The sequence below is a fragment of the Sphingomonas sp. IC081 genome (assembly GCF_006874585.1).
GTDB lineage: Bacteria > Pseudomonadota > Alphaproteobacteria > Sphingomonadales > Sphingomonadaceae > Novosphingobium.
This window is the reverse complement of sequence record NZ_CP029761.1, coordinates 3,728,365-3,749,722: the sequence shown is the minus strand read 5'-3', so window position 1 is coordinate 3,749,722 and position 21,358 is coordinate 3,728,365. Positions and strand designations below refer to the sequence as shown.

Below are 21,358 nucleotides of genomic sequence, written 5' to 3'. Positions count from 1 at the left end.
ACCACAAAAGCCGTCATCACGGCAGCCGAGAGGTAAGAGGCCCGGACGACTTTTGATACAGGGGAGTCCATGAGCGTATGGCCTTGCGGGAACGGGGGGTACCCCCTCTATCGCCCGTTCCGCCGCGCAAGGCCATGTCGCCGGTCGGCGTGCGTCAGCCGCCAGTCGAGACGCCTGTTCCCTGTATCGCCTTGCGCCCGACGGTCGAGGTGAAGGCCGGGATGGCAATCCGGCCGTCGCGCGGCGCGATCGGCGTGCGGATCGTGCTGACCTCGAAATCGGGCGGCAAGCCCGCATTGACGAGATCGTAAGGCGAAATTCGCGTGCGGGTGCAAAGCCCCCCGTTACCGTCGTTGACCAGGCTCTTCTCGAAGGCCACGCCCAGTTGCTCGCCGATCGTGCGCCGCACCGTCGCCACCTCCAACTGGCCCTCGCCGAAATAGAGCACGAAGCGCGTGCCCACCGGAACGTCCTCCAGCCCGTCGATCAGCGCGCCGGTGGCCGAGAGATTGCGCAGCACGGCCGGATAGTAATGATCCTCGTGGATCGCGCCGATCCAGCGGAACATCGAAATACGCTCGCCGCGCTGGCGGGCAGGTCCGCTCGGCACGATGCCCCAGTGCGGCTGGGCGGCGGCAGCGAGGAATTCCGCTGCCGGCATCGCCTGGGCATAGACAAAGCCCTGAACATGACTGACGCCGAGTTCGCGCATCATCGCCAGTTGATCGAGCGTCTCGATGCCCTCGGCGGTGGTTTCCATGCCGATGGCCTTGGCCATGGCGACGATCGCGCTGATCAGTGCCTTGTTGCGTGTGCCCGCCTCGGCGGTGCCGCGCACGAAGCTCTGGTCGATCTTGATCTTGTCGAAGGGAGCCGTACGCAAGTAGCCGAGCGAAGAATAGCCGGTGCCGAAATCGTCGAGGGCAAGCCGCACCCCCAGTGCCTTGAGCGTGTGGAAGCGGGCATCGGTATCCGCCCCTTCGGCCAGGAACACGCCTTCGGTGATCTCCAGCTCGAGGCGCTCCGCCGCCAACCCCGAGGCCGCCAGCGCGCTTGCCACCACCGCGGGGAACCCCGTATCGGTGAACTGGCGCGGCGAGACGTTCACCGCCACGCGCAAGTCCCCCGGCCACTGCGCCGCATCCTGGCAGGCCTGGCGCAGCGCCCATTCGCCGATCTGGCAGATCATCGGCGATTCCTCGGCGATGGGGATGAACTGGGCCGGGCTGATCACCCCTTTGCCGGGGTGGTTCCAGCGCATCAACGCCTCCGCGCCGGAAACCGCATCGCTGCCCGCCGCGACGATCGGCTGGTAATGAAGTTCCAGTTCGCCGCGAGCCAGCGCATCGTGGAGGTGTTCCTCCAGCATCCGGCGGTCTTCCGCCGCCGTCAGCAGATCGCGTGAGAAGAAGCGGAACCGCCCTCGCCCACCGTGCTTGGCGGCATAGAGCGCAAGATCGGCGTTGCGCACCAGTTCATCAACATCCTGGCCGTCGAACGGGGCCACGGCAATACCCACCGAGGCGCCGATGATGCAGCGATTGCCCTCCACCGAATAGGGCTGCGAAAGCATGGCGATAATCCGCTCGGCGAGATTACCGAGATCGCCCCGATCCTCGACATCGGGGACCAGGATCTGGAATTCGTCGCCGCCGAGCCGGCAGATCCGCTCGGCCTGGCCGACGATCGTCACCAGACGATCGGCAACCTGCCGCAGCAGGGCATCGCCGGTCGAATGGCCCAGTGTATCGTTGACTTGCTTGAAACGGTCCAGATCGATCAGCAGCGTCGCACAGGGGCGTTCCTGCACGCGGTAGGCCGAGAGCGTGCGTTCCAGCGCCCGCGCCATCTCGCGCCGATTGATCAGCCCGGTCAGCGGATCGTGCATCGCATCGCGCGAGTTCTCCTCGGCGACCCGACGTTCGTCGGTGATCTCCGCGCAGAGCCCGCAGAAGCCCTCGAACCCCCCGCCTGGCCCGAACTGCGCCTCGCCCGACAGCTGCCACCAGCGGCGCTGACCGCCATCACCGGTGCAGACGGTCAGCTTCTCGAAGCGCGAGCGGCGCGAAAGCACGAAGCGCAGACTGCGTCCCGATCCGGCACCGTCATCGCGCGTATCAAAAACATCGGTCAGCGGCTGGCCAAGCACGGCATCGGGCGAGGGCAGCCGGACGAGCGCCTTTTCCGACAGATAGCGGATCGCGCCCTGCGCGTCGGATGCCCAGAAGCCGATACCGTCGATGCCTTCCACCGCCCGGCAGAAGCTCTGCGCTTCTTCCGCACCCAGCAGCAGGGCCTGCCGGGACGCCGCGCGCGCGGCCAACCTGTCTGAACGTCCGAAATTCCAGGCCATCGACCCTGTCCTGCCAGCATCTCAGGACAAGTGCTTAGTCGCTCGAAGGTTACTTTCCCGTAACCATGACAAGGCGCCAAAAAGGCCAAATCCAAGAAAAAACCCCGCCGGATCGCTCCGGCGGGGTTTTTCATGGGGCTGCTAAGCCGGGGGAAGGGAAGCTTACGCTTCGCCTTCACCTTCGGCCTGATCGTCACCCTTGATCAGGTAATCGCCGGCATCGGCGTCCAGACCATGGGTTTCACCCTCGACGATCGCCAGCGGATCGTTGCCGATCGCCGCTTCCGGACCCTGGGCCAGTTCGGCGGCATGCTCTTCTTCCGCCGAGTTGGCAGCGATCAGAGCTTCCTGCATGCGGCGGTACGAAGCGCGCAGGGCAGCGTCCCTGCTCGACGCGGCGACGCGCATGCGGTTCATGCCGGCACCCGTACCCGCCGGGATCAGGCGGCCAACGATGACGTTTTCCTTCAGGCCGATCAGGGTGTCCTTCTTGCCTTCGACCGCCGCCTGCGTGAGCACGCGGGTGGTTTCCTGGAAGGATGCGGCCGAGATGAACGAACGGGTCTGCAGCGAAGCCTTGGTGATGCCGAGCAGCACCGGCTTGCCTTCCGCGGGCATCTTGCCCTCGGGAAGCTTGCTGTTGATCTCGAACATCTCTTCGTAGTCGACCTGTTCGCCCGGCAGCAGGGTGGTGTCGCCACCCGCGGTGATCTCGACCTTCTGCAGCATCTGGCGAACGATCGTCTCGATGTGCTTGTCGTTGATCTTCACGCCCTGCAAGCGGTAGACTTCCTGGATTTCCGCCACGAGGTATTCCGCCAGCGCCTCGACACCGAGGACTTCCAGAATGTCGTGCGGATCGGGCGAACCCGAGATCAGGTTGTCGCCCTTCTTGACGAAGTCGCCTTCCTGCACGTCGATCACGCGGCTCTTCGGGATCAGGTACTCGATCGGATCACCCTCTTCCGGAATGATCGCGATCTTGCGCTTGGCCTTGTAGTCGCGCACGAACTCGATGCGGCCGGAAACCTTGGCGATGATCGAGTTGTCCTTCGGCTTGCGGGCCTCGAACAGTTCGGCAACGCGCGGCAGACCACCGGTGATGTCGCGGGTCTTGGCGGCTTCGCGGCTGGCACGGGCGATGATGTCGCCCGCTTCGACCGCCTGGCCGTCCTCGACCGACAGCGTGGTGCCCGGCGCCATCATGTAGCGCGCGGTCTCGCCCGACGAATCGTCCAGAAGGGTGATGCGCGGACGCAGGTCTTCCTTCTTCTTCGCGGTGCGCGACGAACGGTCTTCGGTGACGACGCGGCTGGTCATGCCGGTTGCATCGTCGACGTGCTCGGTCAGCGTGCGGGTGTCGATCAGGTCCTGATACTTCACCACGCCCGAGGTTTCGGTGATGATCGGCAGCGAGAACGGATCCCACTCGGCCAGGCGTTCGCCTTCCTTCACCGAAGCGCCGTCAGTGTGGAGCAGCACGGTACCGTAAGGCACGCGGCTGATCGCACGTTCGCGGCCTTCGCTGTCGAACACCACGATCTCGCCGTTGCGGGCCAGCGACAGGCGGCGACCGCGCTTGTCGACGATGGTCGGGATGTCACGATACTCGACACGGCCGTCGCAGATCGATTCCAGGTGGCTGGTTTCGTTGAGCTGCGCGGCACCGCCAATGTGGAAGGTACGCATGGTGAGCTGGGTGCCCGGTTCACCGATCGACTGTGCGGCGATGACGCCGACAGCTTCACCGATGTTGACCGGAGTACCACGGGCCAGGTCACGGCCGTAGCACTTGCCGCAGACGCCCTGCTGGGCTTCGCAGACCAGCGGCGAACGGATGCGGGCAGCCTGCAGGCCGGTCGCCTCGATCGCGGCCACGGCGGCTTCGTCGAGGAGCTGGCCCTTGGCGGCAACCGTGTTGCCTTCCTTGTCGAGGATGTCCTCGGCCAGGGTACGGCCCAGGATACGCTCGGCCAGCGAGGCGATGGTCGAACCACCCTGCACGATCGAACGCATTTCCAGCGCACGCTCGGTACCGCAATCCTCGATCACGACAACGCAGTCCTGCGACACGTCGACCAGACGGCGGGTCAGGTAACCCGAGTTCGCCGTCTTGAGCGCGGTGTCGGCCAGACCCTTACGGGCGCCGTGGGTCGAGTTGAAGTATTCAAGAACGGTCAGACCTTCCTTGAAGTTCGAGATGATCGGCGTTTCGATGATCTCGCCCGACGGCTTGGCCATGAGGCCGCGCATACCGCCCAGCTGCTTCATCTGCGCCGGGCTACCACGCGCACCGGAGTGGCTCATCATGTAGATCGAGTTGATCTGCGCCATGCGGCCGGTCTCGGGATCGATCGGCTGAGCCTTCAGCTCTTCCATCATGGCGTTCGCCACCTGGTCGCCGCAACGGCTCCAGGCGTCGATCACCTTGTTGTACTTTTCCTGCTGGGTGATGAGGCCGTCCTGGTACTGCTGCTCGTAGTCGGCAACCAGTTCCTTGGTCTCGTTCACCAGGGCTTCCTTCGAATCCGGGATGATCATGTCATCCTTGCCGAAGGAGATGCCCGCCTTGAACGCGTTGCGGAAGCCGAGCGACATGATCGCGTCGGCGAACAGCACCGTGTCCTTCTGGCCGGTGTGACGATACACTTGGTCGATGACGTCACCGATTTCCTTCTTGGTGAGAAGGCGGTTGACGACGTCGAAGGGCACCGTGTGCGACTTCGGCAGGCATTCGCCCAGCAGCATGCGGCCCGGGGTGGTCTCGAAGCGCTTCATGTACTGCTGACCGTTCTCGTCGGTCTGCGGCACGCGGGCCTCGATCTTCGAGTGCAGGGTCACGGCACCGACGTGAAGCGCCTGGTGCACTTCGGCCATGTCCGCGAACTTCATGCCTTCACCCGGCTCGCCGGTGCGGTCCATCGACAGGTAGTAGAGGCCGAGAACCATGTCCTGCGAAGGAACGATGATCGGCTTGCCGTTGGCGGGCGACAGGATGTTGTTGGTCGACATCATCAGCACGCGGGCTTCCAGCTGGGCTTCCAGCGAGAGCGGCACGTGGACGGCCATCTGGTCACCGTCGAAGTCGGCGTTGAAGGCCGAGCAGACGAGCGGGTGCAGCTGGATCGCCTTGCCTTCGATCAGCACCGGTTCGAACGCCTGGATGCCCAGACGGTGGAGCGTCGGCGCGCGGTTCAGCATGACCGGGTGCTCGCGAATGACTTCGTCGAGGATGTCCCAGACTTCCTTGCGTTCCTTCTCGACCCACTTCTTGGCCTGCTTCAGGGTCATCGACAGACCCTTGGCGTCAAGGCGCGCGTAGATGAACGGCTTGAACAGCTCGAGCGCCATCTTCTTGGGAAGACCGCACTGGTGCAGCTTGAGTTCCGGACCGGTCACGATGACCGAACGGCCCGAATAGTCGACGCGCTTGCCGAGCAGGTTCTGACGGAAGCGGCCCTGCTTGCCCTTCAGCATGTCGGACAGCGACTTCAGCGGACGCTTGTTGGCGCCGGTGATGACGCGGCCGCGGCGGCCGTTGTCGAACAGCGCGTCGACGGCTTCCTGCAGCATGCGCTTTTCGTTGCGGACGATGATGTCCGGCGCACGCAGCTCGATCAGGCGCTTCAGACGGTTGTTGCGGTTGATGACGCGGCGATAGAGGTCGTTGAGATCCGACGTCGCGAAACGGCCACCGTCCAGCGGCACCAGCGGGCGCAGTTCGGGCGGAATGACCGGGACGACTTCAAGGATCATCCATTCGGGACGATTGCCCGAATCGATGAACGATTCCACGACCTTGAGGCGCTTGATGATCTTCTTGGGCTTGAGTTCCGACTTGGTCGTCTCAAGTTCCTGAAGAAGGTCCGCACGCTCCTGCTCGAGGTCGAGGTTGATGAGCATGTGCTTCACCGCCTCGGCGCCGATGCCGGCCGAGAAGGCGTCTTCGCCATACTCGTCCTGGGCGTCGAGCAGTTCGTCTTCGGTGAGCAGCTGGTACTTCTCGAGCGGGGTCAGGCCCGGCTCGATGACGATGTAGCTCTCGAAGTAGAGGACACGCTCAAGCTGCTTGAGCTGCATGTCGAGCAGCAGGCCGATGCGCGAGGGCAGCGACTTGAGGAACCAGATGTGCGCGACCGGAGCGGCCAGCTCGATGTGGCCCATGCGCTCGCGGCGCACCTTGGTCACGGTGACTTCGACGCCGCACTTCTCGCAGACGACGCCCTTGTACTTCATGCGCTTGTACTTGCCGCAAAGGCATTCGTAGTCCTTCACGGGACCGAAGATGCGGGCGCAGAAGAGGCCGTCACGCTCGGGCTTGAACGTACGGTAGTTGATGGTTTCCGGCTTCTTGATCTCGCCGAAGGACCAGGAGCGAATACGCTCGGGGCTCGCGAGACCGATCTGGATCTGATCGAAGGTCTCGGGCTTCGCCATCTGGTTGGTGAACTTGGTCAGGTCGTTCATGGTTCAATCCCTCTGGGGGTGAATTCTCTAATCGGACGGAAACTGGGGCGGGCGGAGCGCGGCGGCTCCGCCCGTGATCCCGTTATTCCGCCGCCAGCGCCGTGCCGTCGTCCTCGATGTCGTCGTGGCTCGTAAGCTCGACGTTGAGGCCCAGCGAGCGCATTTCCTTGACGAGAACGTTGAAGCTCTCCGGAATGCCGGCTTCGAAGGTGTCGTCGCCCTTGACGATCGCTTCGTAGACCTTGGTACGGCCGACCACGTCGTCCGACTTCACCGTCAGCATTTCCTGCAGGGTGTAGGCGGCGCCGTAGGCCTGGAGGGCCCAGACCTCCATTTCACCGAAGCGCTGGCCGCCGAACTGCGCCTTACCACCCAGCGGCTGCTGGGTGACGAGCGAGTACGGACCGATCGAACGGGCGTGGATCTTGTCGTCGACAAGGTGGTGCAGCTTGAGCACGTACTTCATGCCCACCGTGACCTTGCGGTCGAAGCAGTCACCGGTACGGCCGTCGTAGAGGTTCACCTGGCCCGACTCGTCGAGACCGGCGAGCTTGAGCATGTCGGAGACATCCTTCTCGACCGCGCCGTCGAACACCGGCGAGCCCATCGGCACGCCCTTGCGGACGGACTGGGCGAACTCGACGATCTGCTCGTCGCTGCGCGAGTCGATATCGGCGGTGTAGTTGTCGCCGTAGATCTCCTTGAGCAGCTCGCGAACGGCTTCCGGCGGCTGGCCGGCAACCGGGTTCGGGTTGGCCACGCGCCATGCATCCAGCGCCTCGCCGATACGCGCGCCCAGACCGCGGGCGGCCCAGCCAAGGTGCGTTTCGAAGATCTGGCCGACGTTCATGCGCGAAGGCACGCCGAGCGGGTTCATCACGAAGTCGACGGGCGTGCCGTCCTCGAGGAAGGGCATGTCTTCCAGCGGCAGGATGCGGCTGATGATACCCTTGTTGCCGTGACGGCCGGCCATCTTGTCGCCCGGCTGAAGCTTGCGCTTCACGGCAACAAAGACCTTGACCATCTTGAGCACGCCGGGCGCGAGTTCGTCACCGCGTTCCAGCTTCTCCTTGCGGTCCTCGAACTTCTCCTGGATCGCCTTGACGGTGATGTCGTACTGGGTCTTCACCGCTTCGAGCTGCGACTGCATGTGATCGTCCGCAACCGCGAACTTCCACCACTCGTGACGCTCGACCTCAGCCAGCACGTCCTCGGTGATCTCCACGCCCTTCTTCAGGCCCTTGGGCGCCGAAGCGGCAACCTGGCCGAGGAGCATGTCCTTCAGACGGTTGTAAGTGGCGCGGTTGAGGATCGCACGTTCGTCCTCGCGGTCCTTGGCGAGGCGTTCGATTTCCTCGTTCTGGATCGCGCGGGTACGGTCGTCGACCTCGATGCCGTGACGGTTGAACACGCGCACGTCGACGATCGTGCCCGAAACGCCCGGCGGCAGACGCAGCGAGGTGTCACGGACATCCGAGGCCTTTTCACCGAAGATGGCGCGCAGGAGCTTTTCTTCCGGCGTCATCGGGCTTTCGCCCTTCGGGGTGATCTTGCCGACCAGGATGTCGCCCGGGTGCACTTCGGCACCGATGTAGACGATGCCCGCCTCGTCGAGGTTGCGCAGGGCTTCCTCGCCGACGTTCGGGATGTCGCGGGTGATGTCTTCCGGCCCCAGCTTGGTGTCGCGGGCCATCACTTCGAACTCGTCGATGTGGATCGACGTGAACACGTCGTCCTTCACGATGCGCTCGGAGATCAGGATGGAGTCTTCGTAGTTGTAACCGTTCCAGGGCATGAACGCGACCAGCACGTTGCGGCCCAGGGCCAGTTCGCCGAACTCGGTCGACGGGCCGTCGGCGATGGTATCGCCCGCCTGCACGACTTCGCCCACCTTCACCAGCGGACGCTGGTTGATGCAGGTCGACTGGTTCGAACGCTCGAACTTCTGCAGACGGTAGATATCGACGCCCGACTTGCCGGGTTCGATATCGCCCGAGGCGCGGATAACGATACGGGTCGCGTCAACCTGGTCGACGATACCGGCGCGCAGCGCCGAGATCGCCGCGCCCGAATCGCGTGCAACCGTCTCTTCCATGCCGGTGCCGACGAACGGAGCGTCCGCCTTCACGAGCGGCACGGCCTGACGCTGCATGTTCGAGCCCATGAGTGCGCGGTTGGCGTCGTCGTTTTCCAGGAACGGAATGAGCGAGGCGGCCACCGAGACGAGCTGCTTGGGCGAAACGTCCATCAGCGTGACCTGATCGCGCGGGCTCATCACGAATTCGCCGTTCTGGCGAGCCGAGACGAGTTCCTCGACGAACGAGCCGTCGGCGTTCAGCTCGGCCGACGCCTGCGCGACGGTGTGCTTCTGCTCTTCCATCGCCGACAGGTAGACCACGTCCTTGGTGACGTGACCGTCGTTCACCTTGCGGTACGGGGTTTCGATGAAGCCGTACTTGTTGACGCGGGCGAAGGTCGACAGCGAGTTGATCAGACCGATGTTCGGGCCTTCCGGCGTTTCAATCGGGCAGATACGGCCATAGTGGGTCGGGTGAACGTCGCGGACTTCGAAGCCGGCGCGCTCACGGGTAAGACCACCCGGCCCGAGCGCCGAAACGCGGCGCTTGTGGGTGACTTCCGACAGCGGGTTGGTCTGGTCCATGAACTGCGAGAGCTGCGAGGAACCGAAGAACTCGCGAACGGCGGCCACGGCGGGCTTGGCGTTGATGAGGTCGTTCGGCATCACGGTCGACACGTCGACCGAGCTCATGCGCTCCTTCACGGCGCGCTCCATGCGGAGCAGGCCGACGCGGTACTGGTTCTCGAGCAGCTCGCCCACCGAACGCACACGGCGGTTGCCGAGATTGTCGATGTCGTCGATTTCGCCCTTGCCGTCCTTGAGGTTCACCAGTTCCTTGACCACGGCGAGGATGTCCTCGACGCGCAGGGTGGTCACGGTGTCCTCGGCATCGAGGCCGAGACGCATGTTCATCTTGACGCGGCCGACGGCCGAAAGGTCGTAGCGGTCGGCGTCGAAGAACAGGCCTTCGAACAGCGCTTCGGCGGTTTCCTTCGTCGGCGGTTCGCCCGGACGCATGACCTTGTAGATCGCTTCCAGACCCATGTCGCGGTTCTCGGCCTTGTCGGCCTTGAGCGTGTTGCGGATCCAGGGACCGGTGTTGATGTCGTCGATGTCGAGCAGGTCGATCTGGTCGATGCCGGCGCGGTCGAGCGCGTCGAGGTTTTCGGGCGACACTTCGTCGCCGGCTTCGATGTAGATGCGGCCGGTCGACTCGTCGATCAGGTCCTTGGCCGAATAGCGGCCGAAGATTTCCTCGGTCGGGATCAGCAGTTCCTCAAGACCGTCCTTCTGCGCCTTGTTGGCAGCGCGCGGGCTGATCTTCTGGCCGGCGGGGAACACGACTTCGCCCGACTTGGCGTCGACGATGTCGAATGCCGGCTTGGCACCGCGCCAGGCTTCGGCCTGGTAGGGCAGCTGCCAGCCGCCCGAACCACGCTTCCAGGTCACGGTCTCGTAGAAGTGGTTGAGGATCGCTTCGCTGTCGAGACCAAGGCCGAACAGCAGCGAGGTGACCGGCAGCTTGCGCTTGCGGTCGATACGTACGTTGACGATGTCCTTGGCGTCGAACTCGAAGTCCAGCCAGGAACCACGGTACGGAATAACGCGAGCAGCGAAAAGATACTTGCCCGAGGAGTGCGTCTTGCCGCGGTCGTGGTCGAACAGGACGCCCGGCGAACGGTGCATCTGCGATACGATGACGCGCTCGGTGCCGTTGATGAAGAAGGTGCCGTTCTCGGTCATGAGCGGCATGTCGCCCATGTAGACGTCCTGCTCCTTGATATCGAGGACCGAACGGGTCTCGGTCTCGGCATCGACTTCGAACACGATCAGGCGCAGCGTGACCTTCATCGGGGCCGCGTAAGTGATGCCGCGCTGGCGGCACTCGGTCACGTCGTACTTCGGCTCTTCCAGCTCGTAGTGCACGAAGTCGAGTTCGCTGGTGCCCGCAAAGTCACGGATCGGGAAGACCGAGCGCAGGGTCTTCTCGAGGCCGGAAACATAACCGGTCGCCGGGTTCGAACGCAGGAACTGTTCGTAGCTCTCGCGCTGCACCTCGATGAGGTTGGGCATCTGGACGACTTCGTGGATGTCGCCGAAGATCTTGCGGATGCGCTTCTTTGCAGAGCGTACGTGTGCGGGCTTGGTGGCCATGAGCTGGTCTTTTTGCCTCTTCGGTTCGGGGCCGATTCGCGATGAACGACCCCTTGAAAATCTCGTCTGCGAGGACGTAATCCCTGCTGCAAAAGCAGGGCACCCGAAACGCCAAAAGGCCGCCCGGCACGCGCGGAATCCCTGACGGAATGCCCATTGCGGCCAGCAGCCTGATGCATCGGATAAAATCCCGAAGGCCTCCTTCCCGGGCATGCCCCCGCGCATGGGCAGCCTTGCTCGAGGCCATCGAGCGAGGCGTCCATATAGGGGCCGGGCCACCCACTGTCAATTTGGCCCACCGGGATCCGCCACCTCCCGCCGCAGCGCACAGCCCTGCCGCCAATGCCACCTTACCGGGAAACAATCATGAGCATATCGTTTTTCAATATTATCGATTGACGATAAGCGCGAACCGACTTATTGAATATCGATATCGAACATATCGGAGAACGACCAATGACCCAGTCGCAGATGCACAAGGCCTCCCGCCCGCTCGCCGCGGGGCTGGCCGCACTCCTGACCACCGCCTTCTGGCTGCCGACCGTCTCGGCCCCGGCCGAAGCCGCGGACCACCGGCCGATCGTCGCCGAAACGGGCACCCACGTCACCATCGTCATCGCCGCGCCTTCCGCGCCGGCACTGATGTAATCCTGCCGAAAGAGGGGCAAGCAAACATGACCTCCACCATGCAATCGATCACCCGCGACCCGCTGCTGGCCGTCGCCAAGGGGCTCCTGTGGTTCCTGATGGCCAGCATGATCATCGCCGTCGCCGCCTGCCTCCTGGCCATTCCACTGATGCTGCTGCTCCAGGACGACATCTCGGCACAGATCGCCAAGGACATGCCCCTCGTGATGCCGCAGTTCTTCTGGGTGGTCAGCGCGATCCTGGTTTTCGCCGCACTCCTGTGCGGCATCCTGTTCCGGGTGTTCCAGCTCCTGAAGCGCATCGTCGGCACCGTCGGCGAAGGCGACCCCTTCGTGCCGGACAACGCCCGGCGCCTTACCCAGATGGCGTGGCTGACGCTGGCCGTGCAGTTGCTGGGCGCCCCGCTTGCAGGCCTTGGCGCGATGATCAACAGGATCGGCGAGGGCCATACCCGCATCGACACGATCGGCGGCATTTCCGGCAACGGCCTGCTGCTGATGCTGATCCTGTTCATCCTCGCCCGCGTCTTCCGCAAGGGGGCGGAGATGCGCGCCGACCTTGAAGGAACCGTGTGATGGGCGATGACAGCAACGAAGGAGGCAATATCGTGGTCAAGCTCGACGACCTGCTCTACGCCCGCCGCATGACGCTGACCGAACTGGCCGAGCGCATCGGCATCACCCTGGCAAACCTGTCGATCCTCAAGACCGGCAAGGCCAAGGCGATCCGCTTCTCCACCCTCGAAGCGATCTGCCGGGAACTCGATTGCCAGCCGGGTGACCTGCTGGCCTACGCCAGCGAGCAACCGGCCGCCGCGCCCGCAGAGGCCTGAAAGCTGGCCTGAAAGCTCGCCTGAAAGCCGGGCCTGAGAGCCGGGACCGACTCACTTGACTCCGAGGGCGCTTTGCGGCAAAGGCGCCCTCGAACCGTTGGGCCCCGGCCCTTCGTTCATCCGTCCGAGACAGTTGGTGCTCCCGATTTTGCGGGTGCTTAATTTCCAGCCTAGACGGGGAACAGGAAATTTTCCGGCCCTCGCTCCTTATGAAGCGTGGTGCCCTATTCGGGTTTCACCCCGAAGAACTCCTTCCCCATCGCCAACGGACCCGCTCGAAGCGCATCAGCGCTTCGGACAAACGTAGCCGGCCGTGCGGAACGCAAGTTCCAAACGGTCACATGTGAAGGAGTAAGGCATGGATCGTTTGCAGAAAGCCGATTCGGTCGCCCAGCTCAACGCGGTCTTCAACGAGGTCGGCGTGGTGGTCATCACCCGCAACCTCGGCATGTCGGTGGCCCAGTCCACCGCCCTGCGCGGCAAGATCCGTGAAGCCGGTGCTACCTACAAGGTTGCAAAGAACAGTCTTGCCAAGCTTGCCATCGCGGACACCGACTACGTCGGTATCGGCGACTTCCTGACCGGCCCGACGGCCATCGCCACTTCGGTGGACCCCGTCGCAGCTGCCAAGGCCGTCGTCGACTTCGCCAAGACGACCGACAAGATCGAGATCGTCGGCGGCTCGATGGGTTCGCAGGTTCTGGATGCGGCTGGTGTCAAGGCTCTCGCCTCGATGCCCTCGCTCGACGAACTGCGCGCCAAGCTCATCGGCCTCGTTCAGGCTCCGGCGACCAAGATCGCCCAGCTGCAGACCGCTCCGGCGGCCAAGCTGGCGCGCGTCTTCGCTGCCTACGCCGACAAGGCTGCTTGAGTTCAAGCTTAAGCAATTCATTTCGTAACGATTTATCCCGGCGGACCGCATCCAGCACCCCGGGACCACAGATCAGGAGTTATTATCATGGCCGATATCGCCAAGCTTGTTGAAGAACTGTCGCAGCTGACCGTCCTCGAGGCCGCTGACCTCGCCAAGGCTCTCGAAGAAGCATGGGGCGTTTCCGCCGCTGCTGCCGTTGCCGTGGCTGCTGCCCCGGCCGGCGAAGCCGCCGCTGTTGAAGAAAAGACTGAATTCGACGTGATCCTCACCGGCGACGGTGGCAAGAAGATCAACGTCATCAAGGAAGTCCGCGCCATCACCGGTCTGGGCCTGGCTGAAGCCAAGGCTCTCGTCGAAGGCGCCCCGAAGGCCGTCAAGGAAGGCGCTTCGAAGGCTGAAGCCGAAGAAATCAAGAAGAAGATCGAAGAAGCCGGCGGCACCGTCGAGCTCAAGTAATCTTCTTCTCGGGTTCTTCCGAGCAGAAAAAGGAAAGGGCGGCCTCTCGGGGCCGCCCTTTTCGTTTATGGCGTCCGGAAACGCCCATCATGCATGATCATGTCCGCTTGACCCGGCACGACCATTTCCATAACGAGATATATAACTTGATATGGAGATTCTCATGACCGACGTCGTGGCCCGGTTGGGCGGTATTCTTCTCGGCAGCCGCATGAAACGCCTGGCCGAACGCCTGCAAGGCGAGGCGGCGCGGATCATCGAGGACACCGGCCTCGGCATCCAGCCCAGCCAGGTCCCGCTGCTGACCGCGCTCGACGACGGCGACATGACGGTGGGACAACTGGCCGACGCGGTCGGCTCCAGCCAGCCCGGAGTGACACGCGCGATCGGCCAGCTTGTCGAACTCGGCCTGGTCGAAGCCAGGTCGGGCGCGGACCTGCGCCAGCGGCTTCTCTCGCTAACCCCGGCCGGGAAGTCCGCGATGGCGCGGGTCAAGCTGCAGGTCTGGCCCGGCATCGGCCGCGCCGTGGACGAGATGTGCGAGGGACGCACCTCCGAACTGCTGCAGCACATCACCCGGATCGAGATGGCCTTGAGCGAATCCTCGATGGTGGAACGCCATGCCCGCCTCGGCCAACCGCGCCTGACGGTTCGCGAATTCTCCGACCAGCTCGCCCCCGAATTCCACGACATCAATGCCGAATGGATCGAGGCGATGTTCCGCCTCGAACCCACCGACCGCGAGGTACTGGAAAACCCTCGCGCGCGCATCCTTGATCCGGGGGGCACGATCCTGTTCGTCGAGGCAGAGGGGCTGGGTATCGTCGGCACTTGCGCGCTCCAGAAAACCGGCGCGCATGCCTTCGAACTGACCAAGATGGGTGTGCGCTCCTCCGCGCGCGGCCTGAAGGCGGGCGAGTTCCTGCTGGGCGCAATGATCGCCCGGGCCCGCGAGATGGGCGCCGATCCGCTCTACCTGCTCACCAACAGGAAATGTGAAGCGGCGATCCATCTCTATGAAAAACTGGGCTTCCGCCACGATGCCGGAATCATGGAGCGTTACGGAGCGCGCTACGAACGCTGCAACGTCGCGATGATCCATCCGCTGTGAAACGGGTCATCCGGCGTTCAGCTTCCCGGTAGCAGCTTGCGTCCGGTAAAGGACGAGTCACAAAGGAGCTTGCCCTCTCATGCGAATGCGTTCGAGCAAGATGCGGACGACGAGGTTTCAGGCGAGAAAGTACCTGCTGGGCGCTGCCGCTCTGGTCATTCTGGGCGCCGGCGCAGCCGAAGCCGAATCCGCCGCTGCAAGACTGCACACGATGAACGTCAATGCCCCTGACGGCTCGATCGTGCAGGTCCAGTATTCCGGTGAGGTCGCTCCCAAAGTCGAGGTCGTTCCCGCCGACCGGGTCCAGTCCGCAGCCATGCCGGACATGGCCGATCCCTTCGCCGCCATGGACGCCATCGCCGCAATCATGGACGCGCGCATGAATGTCATGATGCAACAGGCGGCAATGATTCAGGCCCACGCGGCCAGGATACAACAACAGGCCGCCGCCCAGGACGCCCCCTCGGGCGGATCACCCCTCGTAATGACCGGCAACATGACCGGAGTCATGCCGAAAGGCGCGCAGGTGACGTACTATTCGACAAGCACCGACGCCAACGGCTGCACCCGCGCGGTGTCCTACAGCTCCGACGGTTCGGGCTCCGCACCAAAGATCACACAGGCGGCGTCGGATAGGTGCGAGGCGGTCAGCCCCTCTACCAGAACAATCCCGGCCAAGGTCGAAAGGCCGGCGGAACCACCCAGACAGGCCATGCCCGCCACCACGATCTGAAACCCGAAATCATCCCCGGCCTCGCCATCCCCTACCCCCGATGAGGTCCGGAAGAGAGGGCGCCACCGCATCCCCCCGCGGCGGCGCCCTTTTCCTATGCAGCCCGACTACTTCTGCTTTTCGAGGTAATCGATGATCTCGGCGCGCTTCACGGGATCGGGAACCGCGATCACCATGCGTGTGCCCGGCACCATCTTCATCGGCCCCTGCAGCCAGGTATCGAGCGCCTGGCGATCCCAGGTTATGCCGGACTGGCGCAGCGCCGAACTGAACGGGAAACCAGCGACATCGCCGGCCTTGCTGCCAACGATGCCGTGCAGCGTCGGCCCGACGCCGTTGCGCCCGGCCTCCACCGAGTGGCACGACCGGCAGATCGCGAATGCCGGGGGCGCCGTCTCCGCGCTGCTGGCCGCTGCAGGTTCGGGCTGCGTCGTCGTGGCAGACGCCGCCGACGGCTTTTCGTTCCCCGACGCGCTGCCGGATTGGCTGGCAGAATCCCCGCCCGATCCTCCACAGGCCGCTAGCAGCGCAAGCGGCGCGATGGTGATCATCGACTTCAGTTTCATGCGGAAGCTCCAAAACCTGGCCTGACCTGTCGGTCCTTTTCGGCGACGTTCCGTATTATGTCGGGACCTTGAAGGGAAGTGACTGATCCAGCGCAAATCCGCTTTCGTTCATGGTCCCAAACGCCTATCGCCCGGCGACCATGGCGACACGTGACCTGCCCTCGACCTTCCGCACCGAACTGGCGGCCACCCTGCGCCTCGCCGGACCGCTGGCGCTTGCCAACCTGCTGCAGATGGCGGTCTTCGCCACCGACGTGATCTTTGTCGCCCGGCTTGGCCAACTGGCACTGGCCGCCTCGAGCCTTGCCGTTGCCATCGTTGCGCTGCTGGCGATGGGGCTCAACGGCGTTACCGGCGCGGTCGCCCCGCTGATCGCCGCAGAAATCGGCCGCCGCCACAACTCGGTGCGGGAGGTGCGTCGCTCTACCCGCATGGCGCTGTGGATCGCGGTGCTGATCGGTGCGGCCTGCATCGGCCTGTGCTTTTTCGGCGGCGCCTTCATGCGGCTGACCGGGCAGGCACCCGAAGTGGTCGCACTGTCCGGCCACTTCATCCGGGTGATCGCGATCGCGATCGTGCCGATGGCGGTGGCCAACGTGTTGCGCACGTTTGTCTCCGCGCTGGGACGGCCGTTCTTCGCCACGGCGATTACCGCCTTGTCCATCCTCGTCAACGTGCTGGGCAACTACACGCTGGTCTTTGGCCACTTCGGCTTCCCGGCACTGGGCCTGACCGGCTCGGCGCTGTCGAGCATTCTTACCGCCTGCATGACCGTCATCGCCTATGCCCTGGCCATCTCGGCCGACCGCAAGCTGCGCCGCTACCACGTGTTCGGCCGGATGTGGCGGATCGAGACCGAACGCATGCGCCAGATCCTCGCGCTCGGCCTGCCGATCGCCGCCACGCTGATCGCCGAGGGCGGCCTGTTTTCGGGCGCCGCCTTCCTGATGGGCCGGATCGGCGAGGCGCAGCTGGCCGCCCACACCGTCGCCCTGCAGATCGCCGCCTTCGCCTTCCAGGTGCCGTTCGGCGTCGGCCAGGCCGCAACGATCCGCGTCGGCTATCACTACGGCGCGGGCAACAGGCACGGCGTCGGCCATGCCGGCAGCGCAGCGATCGCGATCTCGATGGCGTTCATGATCGTCTCGGCCTCGACCATGCTGGCGTTCCCCCGCTTCATCCTCTCGGCCTATGTCGACGTGAGCGCCCCCGAGAACGCGGTGCTGGTCGCCTTTGCCCTGCAGTTCCTGTTCGTGGCAGCGATATTCCAGCTGACCGATGGCTTGCAGGCCGTCGTCGCCGGCGCCCTGCGCGGCATTCAGGATACCCGCGTGCCGATGATGATCGCCCTGTTCGGCTACTGGGTGGCGGGCTTCGCGACCTCTGCCGCGCTTGGCCTGTTCACCCCGCTGGAAGGCGTCGGTGTGTGGATCGGCCTTGCCGTCGGCCTGACCGCCGCGGCCATCCTGCTGCTGGTGCGCTGGCACTGGCGCGAGCGGTTCCACCTCGCGCCGATGTGAGGCTGGAAGCGAGACCGTCATGCACTCGTCTCATCCCGCGCTTACACCGTCCTGAAATTTTTTGACGGGTCATCGCTTGACGAGACCCCGAGGCCGAACCATATCCGCGGCCGTTGGCACTCTGCATGCTAGAGTGCCAATTCCAGTTTCTTGCCCTTTTAGTTCGTAGGATAAGGGAGAATCCCATGACTTTCCGCCCGCTGCACGACCGTGTTCTCGTGCGCCGCGTCGAGGCCGAAGAAAAGACGGCCGGTGGCATCATCATCCCCGACAGCGCCAAGGAAAAGCCGGCTGAAGGCGAAATCGTCGCCGTCGGCACCGGCGCCCGCGCTGAAAACGGCACCATCACTCCCCTCGACGTCAAGGTTGGCGACCGCGTGCTGTTCGGCAAGTGGTCGGGCACCGAAGTCAAGGTCGGCGGTGAAGACCTGCTGATCATGAAGGAATCGGACATTCTGGGCGTGATCGGCTGATCACCCGAATTTCCGCGTTTTTCATATTTTCTGGAAGGATTTAAAACATGGCAGCCAAGGACGTAAAGTTCGGCCGCGACGCGCGTGAACGCATTCTCGCCGGCGTCGACACCCTCGCCAACGCCGTCAAGGTGACCCTGGGCCCCAAGGGCCGCAACGTCGTGATCGAGAAGAGCTTCGGTGCTCCCCGCATCACCAAGGACGGTGTTTCGGTCGCCAAGGAAATCGAACTCAAGGACAAGTTCGAGAACATGGGCGCCCAGATGCTGCGCGAAGTGGCCTCGAAGGCCAACGACGCAGCCGGTGACGGCACCACCACCGCGACCGTTCTCGCCCAGGCGATCGTACGCGAAGGCATGAAGTCGGTTGCCGCCGGCATGAACCCGATGGACCTCAAGCGCGGCATCGACCTCGCTGTCGGCAAGGTCATCGAGAACATCAAGGGCCGCTCGAAGGCCGTTGCCGGTTCCTCGGAAATCGCCCAGGTCGGCGTGATCTCGGCCAACGGTGACACCGAAGTCGGCGAAAAGATCGCCGAGGCCATGGAAAAGGTCGGCAAGGAAGGCGTCATCACCGTCGAGGAGGCCAAGGGTCTCGAATTCGAACTCGATGTCGTCGAAGGCATGCAGTTCGACCGCGGCTACCTCTCGCCCTACTTCGTCACCAACCCCGAGAAGATGACGGTCGAGCTCGAGAACCCGTACATCCTCATCCACGAGAAGAAGCTGTCGTCGCTCCAGGCGCTGCTGCCGATCCTCGAAGCCGTGGTGCAGTCGGGCCGTCCGCTCCTCATCATCGCCGAGGACATCGAGGGTGAAGCCCTTGCCACGCTCGTCGTCAACAAGCTGCGTGGCGGCCTGAAGATCGCTGCCGTCAAGGCTCCGGGCTTCGGCGATCGCCGCAAGGCCATGCTGGGCGACATCGCCACGCTGACCGCCGGCGAGATGATCTCGGAAGACCTCGGCATCAAGCTCGAGAGCGTCACGCTCGGCATGCTTGGCCAGGCCAAGAAGGTCACCATCGACAAGGACAACACCGTCATTGTCGACGGTTCGGGTGCCGCTGACGACATCAAGGGCCGCGTCGAGCAGATCCGTGCCCAGATCGAAGTCACCACCAGCGACTACGACCGCGAAAAGCTCCAGGAGCGTCTCGCCAAGCTGGCTGGCGGCGTGGCCGTCATCAAGGTCGGCGGCGCGACCGAAGTCGAAGTGAAGGAACGCAAGGACCGCGTCGACGACGCTCTCCACGCGACCCGCGCTGCCGTCGAAGAAGGCATCGTCCCCGGTGGCGGCACCGCGCTGCTCTACGCAACGCGCGCCCTCGATGGCCTGACCGGCGCCAACGACGACCAGACCCGCGGCGTCGACATCGTCCGCAAGGCGATCACCGCTCCGCTGAAGCAGATCGCCGAGAACGCGGGCCACGACGGCGCCGTCGTCGCCGGCAAGCTGCTCGACGGTTCGGACGAATCGCTCGGCTTCAACGCCGCGACCGACGTTTATGAAAACCTCGTCGCCGCCGGCGTCATCGACCCGACCAAGGTCGTGCGCACCGCGCTGCAGGATGCGGCTTCGGTCGCCGGTCTCCTGATCACCACCGAAGCGGCGATCAGCGAAAAGGCCGACGACAAGCCCGCCATGCCGGCGATGCCCGACATGGGCGGCATGGGCGGCATGGGCGGTTTCTAAGGGGCGGCTTCTAAGCCAACCACGTCACCGACGCGAATTGGGGCCGGAGAGAGCGATCTCTCCGGCCCTTTTCGTTTGCCGCCCGCCCGACGATGCCTGGCGAAGCCTGACGAGGCCTGGCGAGGCCCGAGAAGGACTTGCAATCCTGCCCAAGCGAATCCGAATCCATCGCGAAACCGACAGGATCATGCCGGTTCCCGCAATTGCCCGCATGGACCATGCAGTTCGTCGCGTGGCTCTGGCGTTTTGCCGAATCCGTATTAACTCTTGGGGAACGGATAAAAAGCTAGGGTAGTTCTGCATGATCGGGGCAGACAAACTCGTTGCGCGGTGCCTTGCCGGCACGCAGCGCTTCTTGAAGGTCGCAACACTTGTCGCTGCCGGCGCGGTTTCGCTCGCGCCTGCCCATGCGGGCAACATCGACGAATTCCAGGAATCCTTTGATTCGGTGTTCGGCACCGAACAACGTGCGCCGCGAACGTTCTCGAACGATTTCGAGCGGCGTCTGGCCGGCGTTGCCGAAGCCTCGCAGGGACGCATCGGCGTGGCCGCGGTGGACCTCTCCACCGGCCGCACCGTCGATGTGCTGGGCAGCCAGCGCTTCCCGATGGCCAGCACCAGCAAGGTTGCCATCGCCGCCACTTTCCTGGACGGCGTGGACAAAGGCAAGTGGAGCCTGTCGAGCGAATATCCGCTGATGATCCCGGTCGCCTCGGCGCCGTTCTCCAGCCCGATCGCCCCGGTCCGTCCCGGCGCCTACATGTCGGCCCGGCAACTCCTCGAACTGATGATCACCCGGTCGAACAACTATGCGACCGATGCCCTGCTCAAGGTCGTCGGCGGCCCCGCCGCCGTCAATGCCTGGGTCCGCCGCGCCGGGATCGAGGACTGGCACATCGACCATGACATCGCCACGCTGGTGCGCGACGACGGCGCCATCAATCCCGCCAAGGTAGTCGACAAGCGTGACAGCGCCACCCCGCTGGCCATGGTCGAACTCCTGACCGGCATCTACCAGGGCAAGTGGCTGACCCCAAGCAGCCGCAGTGTGCTGATGGGCGCGATGGGCCGCTGCGTCACCGGACGCAACCGCATCCGCGCCGGCCTGCCCAGCGGTGTCACCGTCTCGCACAAGACCGGCTCGCTCAACAACACCTCGAGCGACATCGGCTTCATCGAGACCGCGGACGGCCGCGCCTATGCTGTGGCCATCTACGTCACGGGCCAGGGCAGCCGCCCGGCCCGCGAAGCACGCATCGCCAGCATCGCCCGCACACTCTACGAAGGTTACCTGGCCGACGCCGGCAGCTACCGCCGCACCGCCTCGGCGCGCTGAGAGTAGATATTCCCAAACGAAAAGGCCCGCCGGATCGCTCCGGCGGGCCTTTTCGTTTGGGGCT

15 protein-coding genes are annotated in these 21,358 nt (G+C 64.2%); 11 read left to right on the top strand and 4 right to left on the bottom strand.

Going from position 1 to position 21,358, the window contains the following annotated elements:
* Nucleotides 1-154 precede the first annotated feature (154 nt).
* The 3 genes from DM450_RS17815 to rpoB form a co-directional block, all read right to left on the bottom strand.
* Nucleotides 155-2,353 (bottom strand): putative bifunctional diguanylate cyclase/phosphodiesterase, encoded by a 2,199-nt coding sequence (locus DM450_RS17815; RefSeq protein ID WP_142637048.1) that lies wholly within the window; start codon nt 2,351-2,353, stop codon nt 155-157.
* A 162-nt stretch (nt 2,354-2,515) separates the two neighbouring features.
* Complete coding sequence (rpoC, locus tag DM450_RS17810) at nt 2,516-6,820, bottom strand: DNA-directed RNA polymerase subunit beta' (RefSeq protein ID WP_142637046.1); 4,305 nt, start codon at nt 6,818-6,820, stop codon at nt 2,516-2,518.
* Nucleotides 6,821-6,902: 82 nt separating this feature from the next.
* Complete coding sequence (gene rpoB, locus DM450_RS17805; protein WP_142637044.1) at nt 6,903-11,054, bottom strand: DNA-directed RNA polymerase subunit beta; 4,152 nt, start codon at nt 11,052-11,054, stop codon at nt 6,903-6,905.
* 456 nt (nt 11,055-11,510) lie between these two features.
* Between rpoB and DM450_RS17800 the strand changes: the two genes are divergently transcribed.
* From DM450_RS17800 to DM450_RS17770, 7 genes are all read left to right on the top strand, one after another.
* Nucleotides 11,511-11,702, top strand: a complete 192-nt coding sequence (locus DM450_RS17800; protein ID WP_142637042.1) for a hypothetical protein — start codon at nt 11,511-11,513, stop codon at nt 11,700-11,702.
* A gap of 26 nt (nt 11,703-11,728) precedes the next feature.
* Nucleotides 11,729-12,277: a DUF2975 domain-containing protein gene (locus DM450_RS17795; protein WP_260609981.1), complete on the top strand. Its 549-nt coding sequence runs from the start codon at nt 11,729-11,731 to the stop codon at nt 12,275-12,277.
* Nucleotides 12,277-12,534: a helix-turn-helix domain-containing protein gene (locus DM450_RS17790; protein ID WP_142637039.1), complete on the top strand. Its 258-nt coding sequence runs from the start codon at nt 12,277-12,279 to the stop codon at nt 12,532-12,534. Before DM450_RS17795 ends, DM450_RS17790 begins: the two co-directional genes overlap by 1 nt.
* 358 nt (nt 12,535-12,892) lie before the next feature.
* Nucleotides 12,893-13,405, top strand: coding sequence for a 50S ribosomal protein L10 (rplJ, locus tag DM450_RS17785; protein ID WP_142637037.1), 513 nt, complete (start codon nt 12,893-12,895; stop codon nt 13,403-13,405).
* Nucleotides 13,406-13,492: 87 nt separating this feature from the next.
* Nucleotides 13,493-13,864, top strand: a complete 372-nt coding sequence (gene rplL / locus DM450_RS17780; RefSeq protein ID WP_021232876.1) for a 50S ribosomal protein L7/L12 — start codon at nt 13,493-13,495, stop codon at nt 13,862-13,864.
* A gap of 163 nt (nt 13,865-14,027) precedes the next feature.
* Nucleotides 14,028-14,975, top strand: a complete 948-nt coding sequence (locus DM450_RS17775; RefSeq protein WP_142637035.1) for a bifunctional helix-turn-helix transcriptional regulator/GNAT family N-acetyltransferase — start codon at nt 14,028-14,030, stop codon at nt 14,973-14,975.
* Between the two features lie 79 nt (nt 14,976-15,054).
* Nucleotides 15,055-15,708: a hypothetical protein gene (locus DM450_RS17770; protein WP_260609978.1), complete on the top strand. Its 654-nt coding sequence runs from the start codon at nt 15,055-15,057 to the stop codon at nt 15,706-15,708.
* A 107-nt stretch (nt 15,709-15,815) separates the two neighbouring features.
* Here DM450_RS17770 and DM450_RS17765 read toward each other — a convergent pair whose 3' ends face one another.
* A complete protein-coding gene (locus tag DM450_RS17765; RefSeq protein ID WP_221889441.1) occupies nt 15,816-16,274 on the bottom strand; it encodes a c-type cytochrome in 459 nt (152 codons plus the stop codon).
* A gap of 140 nt (nt 16,275-16,414) precedes the next feature.
* Here DM450_RS17765 and DM450_RS17760 point away from each other — a divergent pair, with 140 nt between their 5' ends.
* The 4 genes from DM450_RS17760 to bla all read left to right on the top strand — a co-directional run bounded on the left by DM450_RS17760 (nt 16,415) and on the right by bla (nt 21,294).
* Complete coding sequence (locus tag DM450_RS17760) at nt 16,415-17,794, top strand: MATE family efflux transporter (protein ID WP_142637033.1); 1,380 nt, start codon at nt 16,415-16,417, stop codon at nt 17,792-17,794.
* Between the two features lie 185 nt (nt 17,795-17,979).
* Entirely contained in the window at nt 17,980-18,267 is a 288-nt protein-coding gene (groES, locus tag DM450_RS17755; protein ID WP_086492655.1) for a co-chaperone GroES, read from the top strand.
* Nucleotides 18,268-18,314: 47 nt separating this feature from the next.
* Nucleotides 18,315-19,958, top strand: a complete 1,644-nt coding sequence (groL, locus tag DM450_RS17750; RefSeq protein ID WP_142637031.1) for a chaperonin GroEL — start codon at nt 18,315-18,317, stop codon at nt 19,956-19,958.
* Nucleotides 19,959-20,259: 301 nt separating this feature from the next.
* Complete coding sequence (bla, locus tag DM450_RS17745) at nt 20,260-21,294, top strand: class A beta-lactamase (RefSeq protein ID WP_142637030.1); 1,035 nt, start codon at nt 20,260-20,262, stop codon at nt 21,292-21,294.
* Nucleotides 21,295-21,358: the final 64 nt, after the last annotated feature.

What these genes read in the sequence shown, in the direction of transcription:
- rpoC (WP_142637046.1), bottom strand. Translation starts at nt 6,820, where the DNA reads ATGAACGACCTGACCAAGTTCACCAACCAGATGGCGAAGCCCGAGACC.
- DM450_RS17775 (WP_142637035.1), top strand. Translation starts at nt 14,028, where the DNA reads ATGACCGACGTCGTGGCCCGGTTGGGCGGTATTCTTCTCGGCAGCCGC.
- DM450_RS17790 (WP_142637039.1), top strand. Translation starts at nt 12,277, where the DNA reads ATGGGCGATGACAGCAACGAAGGAGGCAATATCGTGGTCAAGCTCGAC.
- bla (WP_142637030.1), top strand. Translation starts at nt 20,260, where the DNA reads ATGATCGGGGCAGACAAACTCGTTGCGCGGTGCCTTGCCGGCACGCAG.
- rplJ (WP_142637037.1), top strand. Translation starts at nt 12,893, where the DNA reads ATGGATCGTTTGCAGAAAGCCGATTCGGTCGCCCAGCTCAACGCGGTC.
- DM450_RS17795 (WP_260609981.1), top strand. Translation starts at nt 11,729, where the DNA reads ATGACCTCCACCATGCAATCGATCACCCGCGACCCGCTGCTGGCCGTC.
- groES (WP_086492655.1), top strand. Translation starts at nt 17,980, where the DNA reads ATGACTTTCCGCCCGCTGCACGACCGTGTTCTCGTGCGCCGCGTCGAG.
- DM450_RS17765 (WP_221889441.1), bottom strand. Translation starts at nt 16,274, where the DNA reads ATGAAACTGAAGTCGATGATCACCATCGCGCCGCTTGCGCTGCTAGCG.
- DM450_RS17815 (WP_142637048.1), bottom strand. Translation starts at nt 2,353, where the DNA reads ATGGCCTGGAATTTCGGACGTTCAGACAGGTTGGCCGCGCGCGCGGCG.
- DM450_RS17760 (WP_142637033.1), top strand. Translation starts at nt 16,415, where the DNA reads ATGGCGACACGTGACCTGCCCTCGACCTTCCGCACCGAACTGGCGGCC.
- rpoB (WP_142637044.1), bottom strand. Translation starts at nt 11,054, where the DNA reads ATGGCCACCAAGCCCGCACACGTACGCTCTGCAAAGAAGCGCATCCGC.
- DM450_RS17800 (WP_142637042.1), top strand. Translation starts at nt 11,511, where the DNA reads ATGACCCAGTCGCAGATGCACAAGGCCTCCCGCCCGCTCGCCGCGGGG.
- DM450_RS17770 (WP_260609978.1), top strand. Translation starts at nt 15,055, where the DNA reads ATGCGAATGCGTTCGAGCAAGATGCGGACGACGAGGTTTCAGGCGAGA.
- rplL (WP_021232876.1), top strand. Translation starts at nt 13,493, where the DNA reads ATGGCCGATATCGCCAAGCTTGTTGAAGAACTGTCGCAGCTGACCGTC.
- groL (WP_142637031.1), top strand. Translation starts at nt 18,315, where the DNA reads ATGGCAGCCAAGGACGTAAAGTTCGGCCGCGACGCGCGTGAACGCATT.